Below are 13,555 nucleotides of genomic sequence, written 5' to 3'. Positions count from 1 at the left end.
GACGCCGGGGATGGTCCGGGCCAGGGCTGCCTGTAGCGCTCCGTCCCGGTCGCGGGCGGGGGCTGGCCTGCTGGCGTGCGGCGGCCGCGCAAGGGAATGAAGCTTCGCAAGAGATTGCCTATCGTCGACATGAACGCCTCGTAAAGGGCTGGGAAACCGGGAATTCGACCCGAGCCCGAGCCACCCGGCTATCAGATTCCACCCCCGTTTCGCATCGTCCGGCCCCCTGGCATGAAGGGCTGGGGTTGCAGCGGCGACTCGCCCGTGAAATAGTCTGCCAAGCAAGTGCTTGGTTGGTTTTCTCCGGAATAAAAACAAAAGGGAGGGAGTCTCATGTCTGCCGCTTTTCGTTTGCCGCTGGAAGTCTTCTACGAGCGCGAAGCTCGCCATCCCCGGCAGCCATACCTGGTCCAGCCGGTCGGCGGTGGCGAGGTCCAGACGCTGAGCTGGTCCGAGGTCGGCCACCAGGCCCGCTGTGCGGCCCACTGGCTGCGGTCCCGGGAACTGCCAGCCGGCAGTCATGTGGCGATCATTTCGAAGAACTGTGCCCACTGGATCATTGCCGACCTGGCGATCTGGATGGCCGGGCATGTCTCGGTACCGCTGTATCCCAACCTGACCGCGGACTCCGTCGCCCAGGTGCTCGAACACGCCGAGGTCGCGCTGGCGTTCATCGGCAAACTCGACGACTGGCCAGGCATGTCGGCCGGGGTCAGGCCCGGCCTGCCGACCATCAGCCTGCCGCTGTGTCCGCCGGGGGCGTTCGACTTCCGCTGGAGCGACCTGCAGGCCTGCCCGCCGATCCAGGACGATCCGCGACCCGCCGCGCAGCGACTGGCGACGGTGATCTACACCTCCGGTACCACCGGTCAGCCCAAGGGCGTGATGCACAGCTTCGCGACGCTGTCATTTGCTGCCAACAACGCCGTCGGCCTGTTCGGCCTGGGGGAGGGCGACCGGGTGCTGTCCTACCTGCCACTGTGCCATGTGGCCGAGCGGATGTTCGTCGAGCTGGCGTCGATCTTCACCGGGCAGACGATATTTTTCGCCGAAAGCCTGGAAACCTTCCTGGTCGACCTGCGACGTGCGCGGCCTACGGCGATGTTTGGCGTGCCGCGGATCTGGAGCAAGTTCCAGATGGGCGTCTACGAAAAGGTCGCCCCGGCGCGCCTGGATTTCCTGTTGCGCCTGCCGCTGCTCGGGCGGCGGATCGGGCACAAGGTGCTGGCCGGGCTGGGGCTCGATGCCCTGCGCATTGCGCTGTCCGGTGCGGCACCGGTACCCCGTGAGCTGTTGCACTGGTATCGGCGCCTGGGGCTTGAGGTGCTCGAAGTCTATGGCATGACCGAGAACAGCGGTTACTCGCATATCTGCCGGGTGGGCCGGCATCTGCCGGGATGGATCGGCGAGGCGTGCCCGGGCGTCGAGGTGCGTATCGACGAGCAGGGCGAGGTGCTGGTACGCAGCGGGGCGACCATGCTCGGCTACTACAAGGAACCGCAGAAAACCGCCGAGGTCCTCACCGCCGACGGTTTTCTGCGTACTGGCGACAAGGGCGAGCAGGATGCCGGTGGCAACCTGCGCCTGACCGGACGGCTCAAGGAGATCTTCAAGACCAGCAAGGGCAAATATGTCGCGCCGGCGCCGATCGAGAACCGCCTGGCGGCCAATGCCTGGCTCGAGCAGGTCTGCGTGGTCGGCGATGGCCTGCCGGCGCCGCTGGGGCTCTGCGTGCTCTCGGCCAGCGCCGCCCAGGCGTCGCGGGCGAACCTGCAGGCGGGGCTCGCGGCCCTGCTGGAGGAGGTCAACCAGACCCTCGACAAGCATCAGCGCTTGCGCGCGCTGGTGGTGGTGAAAGATAGTTGGGCGGTTGAAAACGGTTTTCTCACGCCCACGCTGAAGATCCGGCGGCCGGTAATCGAGCAACGCTACGGCCCGCGTTTCCAGGTCTGGAGCGAGCACGGGCAACCGGTACTGTGGCAGGAATGACAAACAAGAACAGAGGGATTGCAAGATGGCCTTGTGGCGCACCGTTCCAGATATCGACCAACTCAACGCCTCGGCGAAGAACACCATCAGCGAAGTGCTGGACATTCGCTTCGAGTCCTTCGACGACCAGTCGCTGACCGCCAGCATGGTGGTCGACCACCGCACTCACCAGCCATTCGGCCTGCTGCATGGCGGTGCCTCGGTGGTGTTGGCCGAGACCGTCGGTTCGATGGCCAGCTACCTGTGCGTCGATACCAGCCAGTACTACTGCGTGGGCCTGGAAATCAACGCCAACCACCTGCGTGGCGTGCGCAGCGGGCGCGTGACGGCGGTGGCGAAAGCGATCCACATCGGCCGCAGTACCCACGTCTGGGACATTCGCCTGAGCAGCGACGACGGCAAGACCAACTGCGTCTCGCGCCTGACCATGGCCGTGGTGCCTTTGGGCCAGACCCCGCCGAGCCGCTGAGCGGCGCCATAGGCTTGACCGGACTGTCATCATTCCTGGCAGTTACGGTCATTGCTGGCGGCGGGCGTCCTGTCGACAATGAACGCCTGTTTTTCATGAAATGGTTCCGGTATGTCGCAGCACGTGTTCTTCGCCCACGCCAACGGTTTTCCCTCGGGCACCTACGGCAAGCTGTTCGCCGCCCTGGCGCCGGAGTATGAGGTTGCCCATCTGCAACAGCATGCCCACGACCCGCGTTTCCCGGTGGACGACAACTGGCGCAACCTGGTCGACGAACTGATCCACCACCTCGAACGGCAGCCCGGCCCGGTCTGGGGCGTCGGTCACTCCCTCGGTGGCGTGCTGCACCTGCATGCGGCGCTGCGGCGGCCGCAACTGTACAAGGGGCTGGTGATGCTCGACTCGCCGGTGCTGACCCGCACCGACCAGTGGGTGATCCGCGCGGCCAAGCGTTTCGGCTTCATCGACCGACTGACCCCGGCCGGGCGCACCCTGGGCCGGCGCGAGGAGTTCAGCGACCTGGAAACGGCTCGCCAGTACTTCGCCGGCAAGACCCTGTTTCGCGGGTTCGACCCGGACTGTTTCGACGCCTACCTGCAACATGGCCTGCGTGCCGAGAACGGTCGCCTGCGGTTGAGCTTCGACCCGGACACCGAAATCCGCATCTATCGCGGCGTGCCCCACACCAGCCCGGGCCTGGCCCGGCATCTGCAGGTGCCGTTGGCAGTGGTCCGCGGCCGTTCGAGTCGCGTGGTGATGCGCCATCACACCCGCACCGTGGGGCGCCTGCCCCAGGGCGAATCCCTGAGCATGCCGGGAGGCCACATGTTTCCGCTGGAACGCCCGCAAGACACCGCGCAACTGCTCAAGGACATCTTCGCCCGCTGGCAGCGGCGTGCCGGCGAAGGTCGGCAGCCATGAGCACGGCGGTCGAGGAAGTGCGCCTGAGCCTGCCGCATATCGAGTTGGCGGCCCATCTGTTCGGCCCTGAAGACGGGCTGCCGGTGATCGCCCTGCACGGCTGGCTGGACAACGCCAACAGCTTCGCCCGCCTGGCGCCGAAGCTGAAGGGGCTGCGCATCGTCGCTCTCGACATGGCCGGTCACGGGCACTCCGGGCATCGCCCGATCGGTGCCGGTTATGCGCTCTGGGACTATGTGCATGACGTGTTGCAGGTGGCCGAGCAACTGGTTTGGCAGCGTTTCGCCCTGCTCGGGCATTCCCTCGGCGCGATTGTCTCGGTGGTGCTGGCCGGCGCCTTGCCGGAGCGGGTTTCGCACCTGGCGCTGATCGACGGTGTGATCCCGCCGACCGCCAATGGCGAAAGCGCGGCCGAGCGCCTGGGCATGGCCCTGCAGGCGCAGTTGCGGCTGCAGGACAAGCGCAAGTCGGTGCACCCGAGCCTGGACCAGGCCGTCGAGGCACGGATGAAGGGGCTGGTGGCGGTCAGTCGCGAGGCTGCCGAGCTGCTGGCCCAGCGTGGCCTGATGCCGGTTCCGGGAGGCTACACCTGGCGCAGCGACAGCCGTCTGACCCTGCCCTCGCCCCTGCGCCTGACCGAGGAGCAGGCCATGGCCTTCGTGCGCCGGGTGGCGTGCCCGGCGCAACTGGTGGTGGCCGCGGACGGCATGCTGGCCCAGCACCGCAGCCTGCTGGAGCAGCTACCCTTCAAGCAACAGGTGCTGCCCGGCGGTCATCACCTGCACCTGAACGACGAGGCCGGGGCGGCCCTTGTTGCAGACTGTTTCAATCGCTTCTTCGCCATGCCTTGACTTGCGCCCGGCAACTGTCGAGGCTTGGCGGGTTGAAAGGGAGACAACCATGCCAGACCTCGCTAACGCCGCGACTTCGTGTCGTCCCGTCCCGGCATCCGTGCCCCATGTTCAGGCGCTGCCGATCCGATGAAGTTATCCACAACCCTGGCCGGGGCGCTCGGCCTGGCCTGTTTCAGTGGCGTGCTGCTGGCCGCCGACGTACCGGGCAGTCATGACCTGCCGCTGGTGCCGCGCCTGGCCGACGCGCAAATCGTCGACTACCGGGCCCCGACGGAGCTGGAGCGCATTTATCCACAGGGCTCGATCCGCAAGATCAGCAACCGGTTGCGCAGCGAGGGCCAGGTCAATGCCCGCGGGCAGATGACCTCGGTGACCTACGAGCTGCCGCCGGAACACTCGGCCAACGAGGCCTTTACCGCGGCGCGCGAGGCCTTGCAGAAAGAGGGCGCGCAGTTGCTGTTCTGGTGCCAGGCCCGCGATTGCGGCGAGAACAGCCTGTGGGCCAACGAGGTCTTCGGCAACCCGCTGCTGTCCGGGGCCGATGATCAGCAAGCCTATCTGCTGTTGCGCCTGGCGGCGCCCCAGGATGATTCGCTGATGGTCCTGTACAGCATCACCCGCGGCAATCGGCGGGCCTACCTGCATGTCGAGCAGTTTGCCGCGAACGCGCCGCTGGGCGAGTTGCTGCCGACCTCGGCGACCCTGGCGCGCGAGTTGCGCGACACCGGCAAGCTCGACCTGCCGAAGTTGCCCGCTGAGCCGCAGGCCATCTGGATCACCCTGATATCACGGGGCCTTAACCTCGACACCACCTCCCGCATCAGCCTCTCGGGCAGCTCCGCCGAAGCCTGGCGCCAGGCGCTGGTGGCCGCTGGCGTCAGGGCGTCGCGGCTGGAACTGGGCGACAGCAGGACCGCCGGCCTGCACCTGGAGCTGTTGCGATAGTCGCGGCAGGGGCGAACGCACGCTTGTGGGTTCGCCTAAGCTTTCCTTTCTGACCTCTTTGTGGAATCCCCATGCTCAATAATGATCGGCTGTTGGTGCAGATACTGCTCCTGGTGCTGTTTGGGGCCAGCCTGTGGGTGATGGCGCCGTTCTGGTCGGCGCTGTTCTGGGGCGCGGTGCTGGCCTTTGCCAGTTGGCCGCTGATGCTGTTGCTGACGCGCCTGCTGGGTGGGCGTGAGTCGTTGGCCGCCGGCCTGCTGACCCTCGGTTGGACGGTGCTGGTGGCCGCGCCGCTGGTGTGGCTGGGGCTCAACCTGGCGGACCATGTGCGTGATGCGGTGAGCTTCGTCAAGGACGTGCAGGTCGATGGTCTGCCCGAGGCGCCGGCCTGGCTGGCGGGAGTGCCGATCGTCGGCGAGCGCCTGGTGGGCTTCTGGAACACCGTCGACCAGCAAGGAGCGGCCTTGATGGTGGCGGTCAAGCCCTACCTGGGGCAGGTCGGCAACTGGCTGCTGGCGCGCAGCGCGCAGATCGGTGGCGGGATTCTCGAACTGACCCTGAGCATCCTCTTCGTGTTCTTTTTCTATCGGGATGGCCCGCGGCTGGCGGCGTTCGTGCTCAGCCTGCTGGAACGGCTGATCGGCGAGCGGGCCGGCTACTACCAGGAACTGGTGGCCGGCACCGTGCAGCGGGTGGTCAACGGGGTGATCGGCACGGCGGCCGCCCAGGCCGTGCTGGCGCTGATCGGTTTCCTGATCGCCGGAGTGCCCGGCGCGCTGGTGCTGGGGCTGGCCACCTTCCTGCTCAGCCTGATTCCCATGGGGCCGCCACTGATATGGATTCCGGCCACGGGCTGGCTGGTATGGAAGGGCGAGTACGGCATGGCGGTGTTCCTGGGCATCTGGGGCACGTTCATCGTCAGTGGCGTGGACAACGTGCTCAAGCCGTACCTGATCAGCCGTGGTGGCAACCTGCCGTTGGTGGTGGTGTTGCTGGGCGTCTTCGGCGGGTTGATCAGCTTCGGTTTCATCGGCCTGTTCATCGGACCGACCCTGCTGGCGGTGGCCTACAGCCTGTTGCTGGACTGGAGTGCGAGCCAGGGGCGGCGCGAAGAGAAGACCTGACATTCATGGCTGGGGGCTTCCGGGGTTGCCCGAGCCTCACGGGCCTCTTCGCGGGCAAGCCTCGCTCCTGCAGAGCTTGTGTCGCACACCTGTTCTGTGCACGACTGAAACTCTGTAGGAGCGAGGCTTGCCCGCGAAGGCGGCGGTGAGATAGGCGCGGCACTTTCAGGCACCCCCGCATCTCCCATTACCGCAGGATCAGGCCGCTGCCGCAGTGCTGCTGGTCGCCGTCACGGTATTACGGTTCTGATACTGGGTGTTGAGGTTGACCAGCAACCGGCTGAGGGCCTCGGTGATATTGTCCTGGGCCGTCTGGGTGGTGGTGCGGGTGCCGCTGGCGTCGGCCAGGACCTGGAGCAGCATGGCGCTGGCCGTGTTGCTGGTACTGGCCGTTGTGACGGCGCTGCTGGCGGTGTTGGTCGCACAGCTGTCGGTGGTGCCCTGCAGCGCGCTGGCCAGTTCAGCCTGGCTGATGCTGCCATCGCCATCGGTGTCCAACTGGCTGAACAGCTGGCTGCTCGACAGTTGCGCCGGCGGCGGAGGCGGGGCGAAGGCTGCGGCCAGTTCGTCGACGCTGAGGCTGCCGCTCGAATCCTTGTCCAGGGAGGAGAGCAGCGAAGAACTGTCGGCGTTGATGCCGGTATTGGTCAGGCCGGTATTCAGTTCGTCGTTGCTGACGGTACCGTCGTCATTGGTGTCGAGGGCTTTGAGCAGGGCATCGGCCAGCCTGGTGTCAGGTGCGCGATCGCCATGTTCCGGGCGCTTGAGTGCGGCCAGTTCGTCAACGCTGATACCGCCGCTGCCGTCGCTGTCGAGTGAGGTGAAATTCTGGCTCAGGTCAGTGAGCAGCTTGTTGTCGCCATCCTTCGACAGGGCGCTGTTCAGTTCGTCCTGGCTGATGGAACCGTCGCCGTTGGTATCGAGCTTGGCGAGCAGTTGCTTCTGGAATTGTTGCTGGCGTTGCGTGGCCGTCGTCGTGCTGTTGTAGCCGACGTAGCTCAGTAGACTGCTGACGCTACCGATCATGGTGCTCACTCCCTAAGTGTTGGCAAGGCCGGTGGCGGTGCACCGGCTCATGCAGGCTCCCAAGGACAGGTATCGAGGGTATGTGGGCTTTGTACCGGTGGGTACACAGAGCGATCAGGCGCGGGGCAGGGTGACCACGGCGGTCAGGCCGCCACCGGCGGTTTCCTCGAGGATCAAGTCACCGCCCAGGCGTTGCGCGGCTTCCCGGGCGATGGTCATGCCCAAGCCGACGCCACCGGAGTTGCGGTTGCGCGAACCTTCCAGGCGATAGAACGGTTCGAACACCGCTTCGCGCTTGTCGGCGGCGATGCCGGGGCCGTGATCGATGACCCGGATGATCAACTGCCGCCGGCTGTCCTCCAGGGTGATCAGGGCGTCGCCGGCGTAGCGCAGGGCATTGTCCATCAGGTTGTTCAGGCAGGAGCGCAAGGCCATCGGCTGCACCAGCAGTGGCGCGCAATGACCGCTGGCTCGGACCTGGGCGCCCTGGTCCTGGGCGTTCTCGCACAGGGACTCGACCAGGGCCTGCACGTCCATCCACTGCATGGCTTCGCTGGTGCGTTGTTCGTGCAGGTAGCTGAGGGTGGCGTCGAGCATGCCGATCATGTCGTTCAGGTCCTGGCGCATCTGCGCCTGCAGCTTCACGTCATCGATCTGCTCCAGGCGCAGCTTGAGGCGTGACAGTGGCGTGCGCAGGTCGTGGGACACCGCACCGAGCATGCGGCCACGCTGCTGCACCTGCTCACGGATACGCTGTTGCATCAGGTTGAAGGTGGCGGCGGCCTGCCGGGCTTCCTGCGGGCCGGTTTCATCCAGTGGCGGGCTGTTGAGGTCTTCGCTCAGGCGCTCGGCCGCCTCGCTCAGACGCTGGATCGGCCGTGAAAGCAGCTTGGCACCGTACCAGGCGGCAATCACCAGGGCCACGAGTTGAAAAGTCAAAGGCACCAGCGGGCCGCCAAACCACGGGCGCGGCGGGTGACGAAAATGCGATGGCGGCGGCCCGAGGCGCGGATCGAAGTTCTGCGCCATGTCCATTGGGGGCGGCGGCGGTGGCGGGCCGCCACCGTAATGATGGAACCAGAGGAAGGCCAGCAGGTGGGCCAGGACGATGGCCAGCAGCAACACGCCGAACAGGCGGCCGAACAGCGTGTTGAAGCGGGGGCGCATCAACCGATGTCTCGCGCGTCGAACAGGTAGCCTTCACCGCGTACGGTCTTGATCAGTTGGGGCGATTTCGGATCGTCGCCGAGCTTCTGCCGCAGCCGCGAGACCAGCAGGTCGATACTGCGGTCGAAGGCTTCGATCGAGCGACCCCGGGCGGCGTCGAGCAACTGCTCGCGACTCAGCACCCGCCGCGGACGTTCGATGAACACCCACAGCAGGCGGAACTCGGCATTGGACAGCGGCACCACCAGGCCATCGTCGGCGATCAGCTGGCGCAGCACGCTGTTCAGGCGCCAGTTGTCGAAACGGATATTGGCCCGCTGTTCGGTACGGTCGTCGCGCACGCGGCGCAGGATGGTCTGGATGCGCGCCACCAGTTCCCGCGGCTCGAACGGCTTGGCCATGTAGTCGTCGGCGCCCAGTTCCAGGCCGATGATGCGGTCGGTGGGTTCGCAGCGGGCGGTCAGCATCAGGATCGGGATGTCCGATTCGGAGCGTAGCCAGCGGCACAGCGACAGGCCGTCCTCGCCAGGCAGCATCAGGTCCAGGACCACCACATCGAAGGTTTCCAGTTGCATGGCCTGGCGCATCGCCGCGCCGTCGGTCACGCCGACCGCCTGGATACTGAAGCGGGCGAGATAGTCGATCAGCAGTTCACGGATCGGAATATCGTCGTCGACGATCAGCGCGCGGACATTCCAGCGCTTGTCATCGCCCGGCGATAGCGGTTTGTTGACATCGGCCAGAGAGGCGGGAGTGTTCTGCATGCGTGTGATTATCTGCCGGTAAAGCCGCGAAACGCCAAGCGCTGCGCGAGGTTGTTGCACGTCGGGAGTGCCCGGCCCGCAGGCGGGGTATCCATTTCAAGTGTAGCTGCGGCAGGAAGCTACAGGCGCCGCATGTTGACTGGTTGTCGGTTATGTAACGAGTTCGACACAAATCGGTGGGCACCCAAACCCCCTGCCGGCATCGGCGCCAGGTCAGCGGCCCGGGGATTCTAGGGCGTAACGCCTGTGTAAATTGACTCTTTACGCCTTCTTTACGTATCGACCCGGGCGTCGCTCTCGTTCCTTTACGGGCTTCCTTCCGACAATGCCTCCACACGCGGCGATCGCCGTATCACGGAGAAATCCCATGGGCATTCTGGACGGAGTGTCACTGCTGCTGGCGGTGGCGCTGTTCATCTATCTACTGGTTGCGCTGTTGCGCGCGGATCGGAACTAGGAGCGGCGGTTATGCATGGTTACGACTATTGGCTGATCCTGGCATTCCTGGCGCTGGTACTGCTGCCGGCGCCCGCACTGGGGCGGTTCTACTACAACGTCATGGAAGGCCGGCGCACCTGGCTGACTCCGCTTCTGGGGCCGGTGGAGCGGGTCTGCTATCGGCTGTCCGGGGTGGATGAAAAGACCGAGCAGAGCTGGCAGAAATACACCCTGGCGGTACTGGCCTTCAACTTCGCCGGTTTCGTGCTGCTGTTCGCCATCCTGCAACTGCAGCAGTACCTGCCGCTCAACCCGCAGAATCTGCCGGGCCAGGAGTGGACGCTGGCGTTCAACACCGCGGTCAGTTTCATGACCAACACCAACTGGCAGAACTACAGCGGCGAGGCCTCCCTCAGCTACCTGAGCCAGATGGTCGGCCTGACCGTGCAGAACTTCGTCAGCGCCGCCACCGGCCTGGCCGTGCTGGTCGCGCTGTGCCGCGGCATCGCCCGGCGCTCGGCGTCGACCCTGGGCAACTTCTGGGTCGACATGACCCGCGCCACCCTCTACGGCCTGTTGCCGCTGTGCCTGCTGCTGGCGCTGTTCCTGGTCTGGCAGGGCGTGCCGCAGACCTTCGCCCACTACGTCAATGCCGTGACCCTGCAGGGCGCCGACCAGGTGATTCCGCTCGGCCCGGCCGCCAGCCAGATCGCCATCAAGCAGTTGGGCACCAACGGCGGTGGCTTCTTCGGCGTCAACTCGGCGCACCCGTTCGAGAACCCGACGGCCTGGAGCGACCTGTTCGAACTGGCGGCGATCATCCTGATTCCGGCAGCGCTGGTGTTCACCTTCGGGCACTACGTCAAGGACCTGCGCCAGAGCCGCGCGATCCTGGGCTGCATGCTGGCCCTGCTGCTGATCGGCGGTGCGGTCTCGCTGTATGCCGAGTACCAGCCGAACCCGACGCTGAACAATCCGGTGGTGGAACAGACCGCGCCGCTGGAAGGCAAGGAGACCCGCTTCGGCACCACCGGCAGCGTGCTCTGGGCCGTGACCACCACCGCCGCCTCCAACGGTTCGGTCAACGCCATGCATGACAGCCTCAACCCGCTGAGCGGCATGGTCGCGCTGGTCAACATGATGGTCGGCGAAGTGATCTTCGGCGGCGTCGGCGCGGGGCTCTACGGCATGTTGCTGAACGTGCTGATCGCAGTGTTCCTCGCCGGCCTGATGATCGGCCGGACCCCGGAATACCTGGGCAAGAAACTCCAGGCTCGGGAGGTGCAACTGCTGGTGGTGACTCTGCTGGTGATGCCGGTCGGCACCCTGGTGCTGGGGGCGATCGCCGCCAGTCTGCCCGGCCCGGCCGGAGCGGTCAGCAACCCCGGCGCCCACGGTTTCAGCCAGCTGCTGTACGCCTACACCTCGGCCAGTGCCAACAACGGTTCGGCGTTCGGTGGTTTCAGCGGCAACACCGCGTTCCACAACCTGATGCTGGGCCTGAGCATGCTGCTCGGCCGCTTCGGCTACATCCTGCCGGTACTGGCCCTGGCCGGCAGCCTGGCGATGAAGAAAACCGTACCGGTCGGCCAGAACAGTTTCCCGACCCACGGCCCGCTGTTCGTCACCCTGCTGACCGTGACCATCCTGCTGGTCGGTGGCCTGACGTTCCTGCCGACCCTGGCCCTGGGACCGATCGCGGATCACCTGAGCCTGGCTGTGACCGGATTGAAGAATTGAGGACCTGATGATGAACATGCCGCTTCCCGCAACAAAACCGGCTGTCGTCGAACAGCCCAGGACCACCGTCGCCGACCTGTGGCGGCCGGCGCTGGTGCAAGCCTTCGTCAAGCTCGATCCGCGCCAGTTGCAGCGGGCGCCGGTGATGCTGGTGGTGGAGCTGACGGCGGTGCTGACCACCGTCCTCTGCCTGGTCCCCAACAGCGCCGTACCGACCTTCGTCGCGGTGCAGATCGCCATCTGGCTGTGGTTCACCGTGCTCTTCGCCAACTTCGCCGAGGCCCTGGCCGAAGGCCGTGGCAAGGCCCGCGCCGACAGCCTCAAGGCCGGCAGCGAGGGCTTGAGCGCCCGGCGGCGCAAGGCCGACAACAGCTTCCAGGTGGTGCCCGCCAGCAGCCTGCGCAAGGGCGATGTGGTTCGGGTCGAAGCCGGCGAAATGATTCCCGGCGACGGCGAGGTGATCGAAGGTATCGCCGCGGTCAACGAGGCGGCGATCACCGGTGAGTCGGCGCCGGTGATCCGCGAGTCCGGCGGCGACCGTTCGGCGGTGACCGGCAACACTCGGCTGGTCTCCGACTGGTTGCTGGTGCGCATCACCAGCAACCCCGGCGAGTCGACCCTGGACCGCATGATCGCCCTGGTGGAAGGCGCCAAGCGGCAGAAGACGCCCAACGAAGTCGCGCTGGACATCCTGCTGATCGGCCTGACCCTGATCTTCCTGCTGGTAGTGGTGACCCTGCAGCCGTTCGCCCACTTCGCCGGTGGCAGCCTGCCGCTGGTGTTCCTGGTGGCGCTGCTGGTGACGCTGATCCCGACCACCATCGGCGGCCTGCTGTCGGCTATCGGTATCGCCGGGATGGATCGCCTGGTTCGCCTGAACGTGATCGCCAAATCCGGCCGTGCGGTGGAGGCCGCCGGCGATGTGCACGTGCTGCTGCTGGACAAGACCGGCACCATCACCTTCGGTAACCGCCGCTGCTCGGCGATCCACCCGGCGCCCGGCGTGCCGGTTCGTGAACTGGCCGAGGGGGCCCTGCTGGCATCGCTGGCCGACGAGACCGCCGAAGGCAAGTCCATCGTCGAATACCTGCGTGACCTTTATCCACAGACGGAGCCGGCGGCTGCCGAGCTGACCGCGGTACCGTTCAGTGCCGAGACCCGGCTGTCGGGTGTCGACCATCAGGGCCGGGTGTATCGCAAGGGCGCGGTGGATTCGCTGCTGGCGTTCCTCGGCCAGAAGCGCGCCGACCTGCAGCCGGCGCTGTCCCGGGAGATCGACCGGATCGCCCAGAGTGGTGGCACGCCCCTGCTGGTCTGCGCCGAAGGCAAGCTGCTGGGGGCCATTCACCTCAAGGACGTGGTCAAGCCAGGCATCCGCGAGCGTTTTGCCGAACTGCGCAAGCTGGGTATCCGCACCGTCATGGTCACCGGCGACAACCCGCTGACGGCGGCGGCGATCGCTGCCGAGGCCGGCGTCGACGACGTGCTGGCCGAGGCCACGCCGGAGAAGAAACTGGCGCGGATCCGCCTTGAGCAGAACGATGGGCGCCTGGTCGCGATGTGTGGCGACGGTGCCAACGATGCCCCGGCGCTGGCCCAGGCCGACGTCGGCATGGCGATGAACGATGGTACCCAGGCGGCGCGGGAAGCGGCGAACATGGTCGACCTCGACAGCGATCCGACCAAGCTGCTGGATGTGGTGCAGATCGGCAAGGAATTGCTGGTGACCCGTGGTGCGCTGACCACTTTCTCGATCGCCAACGACGTGGCCAAGTACTTCGCGATCCTGCCGGCGCTGTTCGCGGCGATCTATCCACAGCTCGGGGTGCTCAACATCATGCAGTTGGCCAGTCCGCAGAGCGCGATCCTGTCGGCCATCGTCTTCAACGCCCTGATCATCGTCGTGCTGATCCCGCTGGCGCTGCGTGGCGTGCGGGTCCAGGCGGCGAGTGCCGCGCACCTGTTGCGGCGCAACCTGCTGATCTATGGCCTGGGCGGAATCCTGGTGCCGTTCGTGGGCATCAAGGCCATCGACCTGCTGTTGACCGCGCTGCACCTGGTGTAGCCCATGCAGCCCGCTCCATTGTGGGAGCGGGCTTGCCCACGCATCAGCACACC

Annotated in this window: 12 protein-coding genes; 9 read left to right on the top strand and 3 right to left on the bottom strand. The window is 66.1% G+C overall.

The window, feature by feature from the left end; all coding sequences use genetic code 11:
* The first annotated feature begins 333 nt into the window (after positions 1 to 333).
* The 6 genes from PF66_RS14435 (at position 334) to PF66_RS14410 (ending at position 6,302) form a co-directional block, all read left to right on the top strand.
* Positions 334 to 1,989 (top strand): AMP-binding protein, encoded by a 1,656-nt coding sequence (locus PF66_RS14435; protein ID WP_054063064.1) that lies wholly within the window; start codon positions 334 to 336, stop codon positions 1,987 to 1,989.
* Between the two features lie 25 nt (positions 1,990 to 2,014).
* Positions 2,015 to 2,458: a hotdog fold thioesterase gene (locus tag PF66_RS14430; protein WP_054058181.1), complete on the top strand. Its 444-nt coding sequence runs from the start codon at positions 2,015 to 2,017 to the stop codon at positions 2,456 to 2,458.
* A 111-nt stretch (positions 2,459 to 2,569) separates the two neighbouring features.
* Entirely contained in the window at positions 2,570 to 3,379 is an 810-nt protein-coding gene (locus PF66_RS14425; RefSeq protein WP_054058182.1) for an alpha/beta fold hydrolase, read from the top strand.
* Positions 3,376 to 4,230, top strand: a complete 855-nt coding sequence (locus PF66_RS14420; RefSeq protein WP_054063063.1) for an alpha/beta fold hydrolase — start codon at positions 3,376 to 3,378, stop codon at positions 4,228 to 4,230. Before PF66_RS14425 ends, PF66_RS14420 begins: the two co-directional genes overlap by 4 nt.
* A 129-nt stretch (positions 4,231 to 4,359) precedes the next feature.
* Positions 4,360 to 5,178 (top strand): DUF4892 domain-containing protein, encoded by an 819-nt coding sequence (locus PF66_RS14415; protein WP_054063062.1) that lies wholly within the window; start codon positions 4,360 to 4,362, stop codon positions 5,176 to 5,178.
* Between the two features lie 71 nt (positions 5,179 to 5,249).
* Complete coding sequence (locus PF66_RS14410) at positions 5,250 to 6,302, top strand: AI-2E family transporter (protein WP_054058185.1); 1,053 nt, start codon at positions 5,250 to 5,252, stop codon at positions 6,300 to 6,302.
* 198 nt (positions 6,303 to 6,500) lie between these two features.
* Here the strand turns inward: PF66_RS14410 and xopAW are convergent, their stop codons facing one another.
* From xopAW to PF66_RS14395, 3 genes are all read right to left on the bottom strand, one after another.
* Positions 6,501 to 7,328, bottom strand: coding sequence for a XopAW family type III secretion system calcium-binding effector (gene xopAW, locus PF66_RS14405; protein ID WP_054063061.1), 828 nt, complete (start codon positions 7,326 to 7,328; stop codon positions 6,501 to 6,503).
* Positions 7,329 to 7,442: 114 nt separating this feature from the next.
* A complete protein-coding gene (locus PF66_RS14400; RefSeq protein WP_054058187.1) occupies positions 7,443 to 8,495 on the bottom strand; it encodes a sensor histidine kinase in 1,053 nt (350 codons plus the stop codon).
* Positions 8,495 to 9,259: a response regulator gene (locus PF66_RS14395; RefSeq protein ID WP_054058188.1), complete on the bottom strand. Its 765-nt coding sequence runs from the start codon at positions 9,257 to 9,259 to the stop codon at positions 8,495 to 8,497. The genes PF66_RS14400 and PF66_RS14395 overlap by 1 nt, the downstream gene beginning before the upstream one ends.
* 367 nt (positions 9,260 to 9,626) lie before the next feature.
* Between PF66_RS14395 and kdpF the strand changes: the two genes are divergently transcribed.
* Genes kdpF through kdpB form a run of 3 tightly spaced genes read left to right on the top strand, consistent with a single transcriptional unit; the run spans position 9,627 to position 13,502 of the window.
* Positions 9,627 to 9,716 carry a K(+)-transporting ATPase subunit F gene (gene kdpF / locus PF66_RS32060; RefSeq protein WP_081005946.1) on the top strand — a complete coding sequence of 30 codons (90 nt, stop codon included), beginning with the start codon at positions 9,627 to 9,629 and terminating at the stop codon, positions 9,714 to 9,716.
* 11 nt (positions 9,717 to 9,727) lie between these two features.
* A complete protein-coding gene (gene kdpA, locus PF66_RS14390) occupies positions 9,728 to 11,437 on the top strand; it encodes a potassium-transporting ATPase subunit KdpA (RefSeq protein ID WP_054058189.1) in 1,710 nt (569 codons plus the stop codon).
* Positions 11,438 to 11,447: 10 nt separating this feature from the next.
* Positions 11,448 to 13,502: a potassium-transporting ATPase subunit KdpB gene (gene kdpB / locus PF66_RS14385; RefSeq protein WP_054058203.1), complete on the top strand. Its 2,055-nt coding sequence runs from the start codon at positions 11,448 to 11,450 to the stop codon at positions 13,500 to 13,502.
* Positions 13,503 to 13,555 lie beyond the last annotated feature (53 nt).

The organism is Pseudomonas asplenii (assembly GCF_001293465.1).
In the GTDB taxonomy this organism is placed as follows: Bacteria; Pseudomonadota; Gammaproteobacteria; order Pseudomonadales; family Pseudomonadaceae; genus Aquipseudomonas; species Aquipseudomonas fuscovaginae_B.
The sequence above is the reverse complement of the archived record's forward strand: the minus strand, read 5'-3'. Positions and strand labels throughout refer to the sequence as shown.

Excerpts from the sequence above, each read along its gene's own strand:
- kdpA (WP_054058189.1), top strand. The coding sequence starts at position 9,728 with ATGCATGGTTACGACTATTGGCTGATCCTGGCATTCCTGGCGCTGGTA.
- kdpF (WP_081005946.1), top strand. The coding sequence starts at position 9,627 with ATGGGCATTCTGGACGGAGTGTCACTGCTGCTGGCGGTGGCGCTGTTC.
- PF66_RS14435 (WP_054063064.1), top strand. The coding sequence starts at position 334 with ATGTCTGCCGCTTTTCGTTTGCCGCTGGAAGTCTTCTACGAGCGCGAA.
- PF66_RS14400 (WP_054058187.1), bottom strand. The coding sequence starts at position 8,495 with ATGCGCCCCCGCTTCAACACGCTGTTCGGCCGCCTGTTCGGCGTGTTG.
- PF66_RS14420 (WP_054063063.1), top strand. The coding sequence starts at position 3,376 with ATGAGCACGGCGGTCGAGGAAGTGCGCCTGAGCCTGCCGCATATCGAG.
- PF66_RS14410 (WP_054058185.1), top strand. The coding sequence starts at position 5,250 with ATGCTCAATAATGATCGGCTGTTGGTGCAGATACTGCTCCTGGTGCTG.
- PF66_RS14415 (WP_054063062.1), top strand. The coding sequence starts at position 4,360 with ATGAAGTTATCCACAACCCTGGCCGGGGCGCTCGGCCTGGCCTGTTTC.
- kdpB (WP_054058203.1), top strand. The coding sequence starts at position 11,448 with ATGAACATGCCGCTTCCCGCAACAAAACCGGCTGTCGTCGAACAGCCC.
- PF66_RS14425 (WP_054058182.1), top strand. The coding sequence starts at position 2,570 with ATGTCGCAGCACGTGTTCTTCGCCCACGCCAACGGTTTTCCCTCGGGC.
- PF66_RS14395 (WP_054058188.1), bottom strand. The coding sequence starts at position 9,259 with ATGCAGAACACTCCCGCCTCTCTGGCCGATGTCAACAAACCGCTATCG.
- xopAW (WP_054063061.1), bottom strand. The coding sequence starts at position 7,328 with ATGATCGGTAGCGTCAGCAGTCTACTGAGCTACGTCGGCTACAACAGC.
- PF66_RS14430 (WP_054058181.1), top strand. The coding sequence starts at position 2,015 with ATGGCCTTGTGGCGCACCGTTCCAGATATCGACCAACTCAACGCCTCG.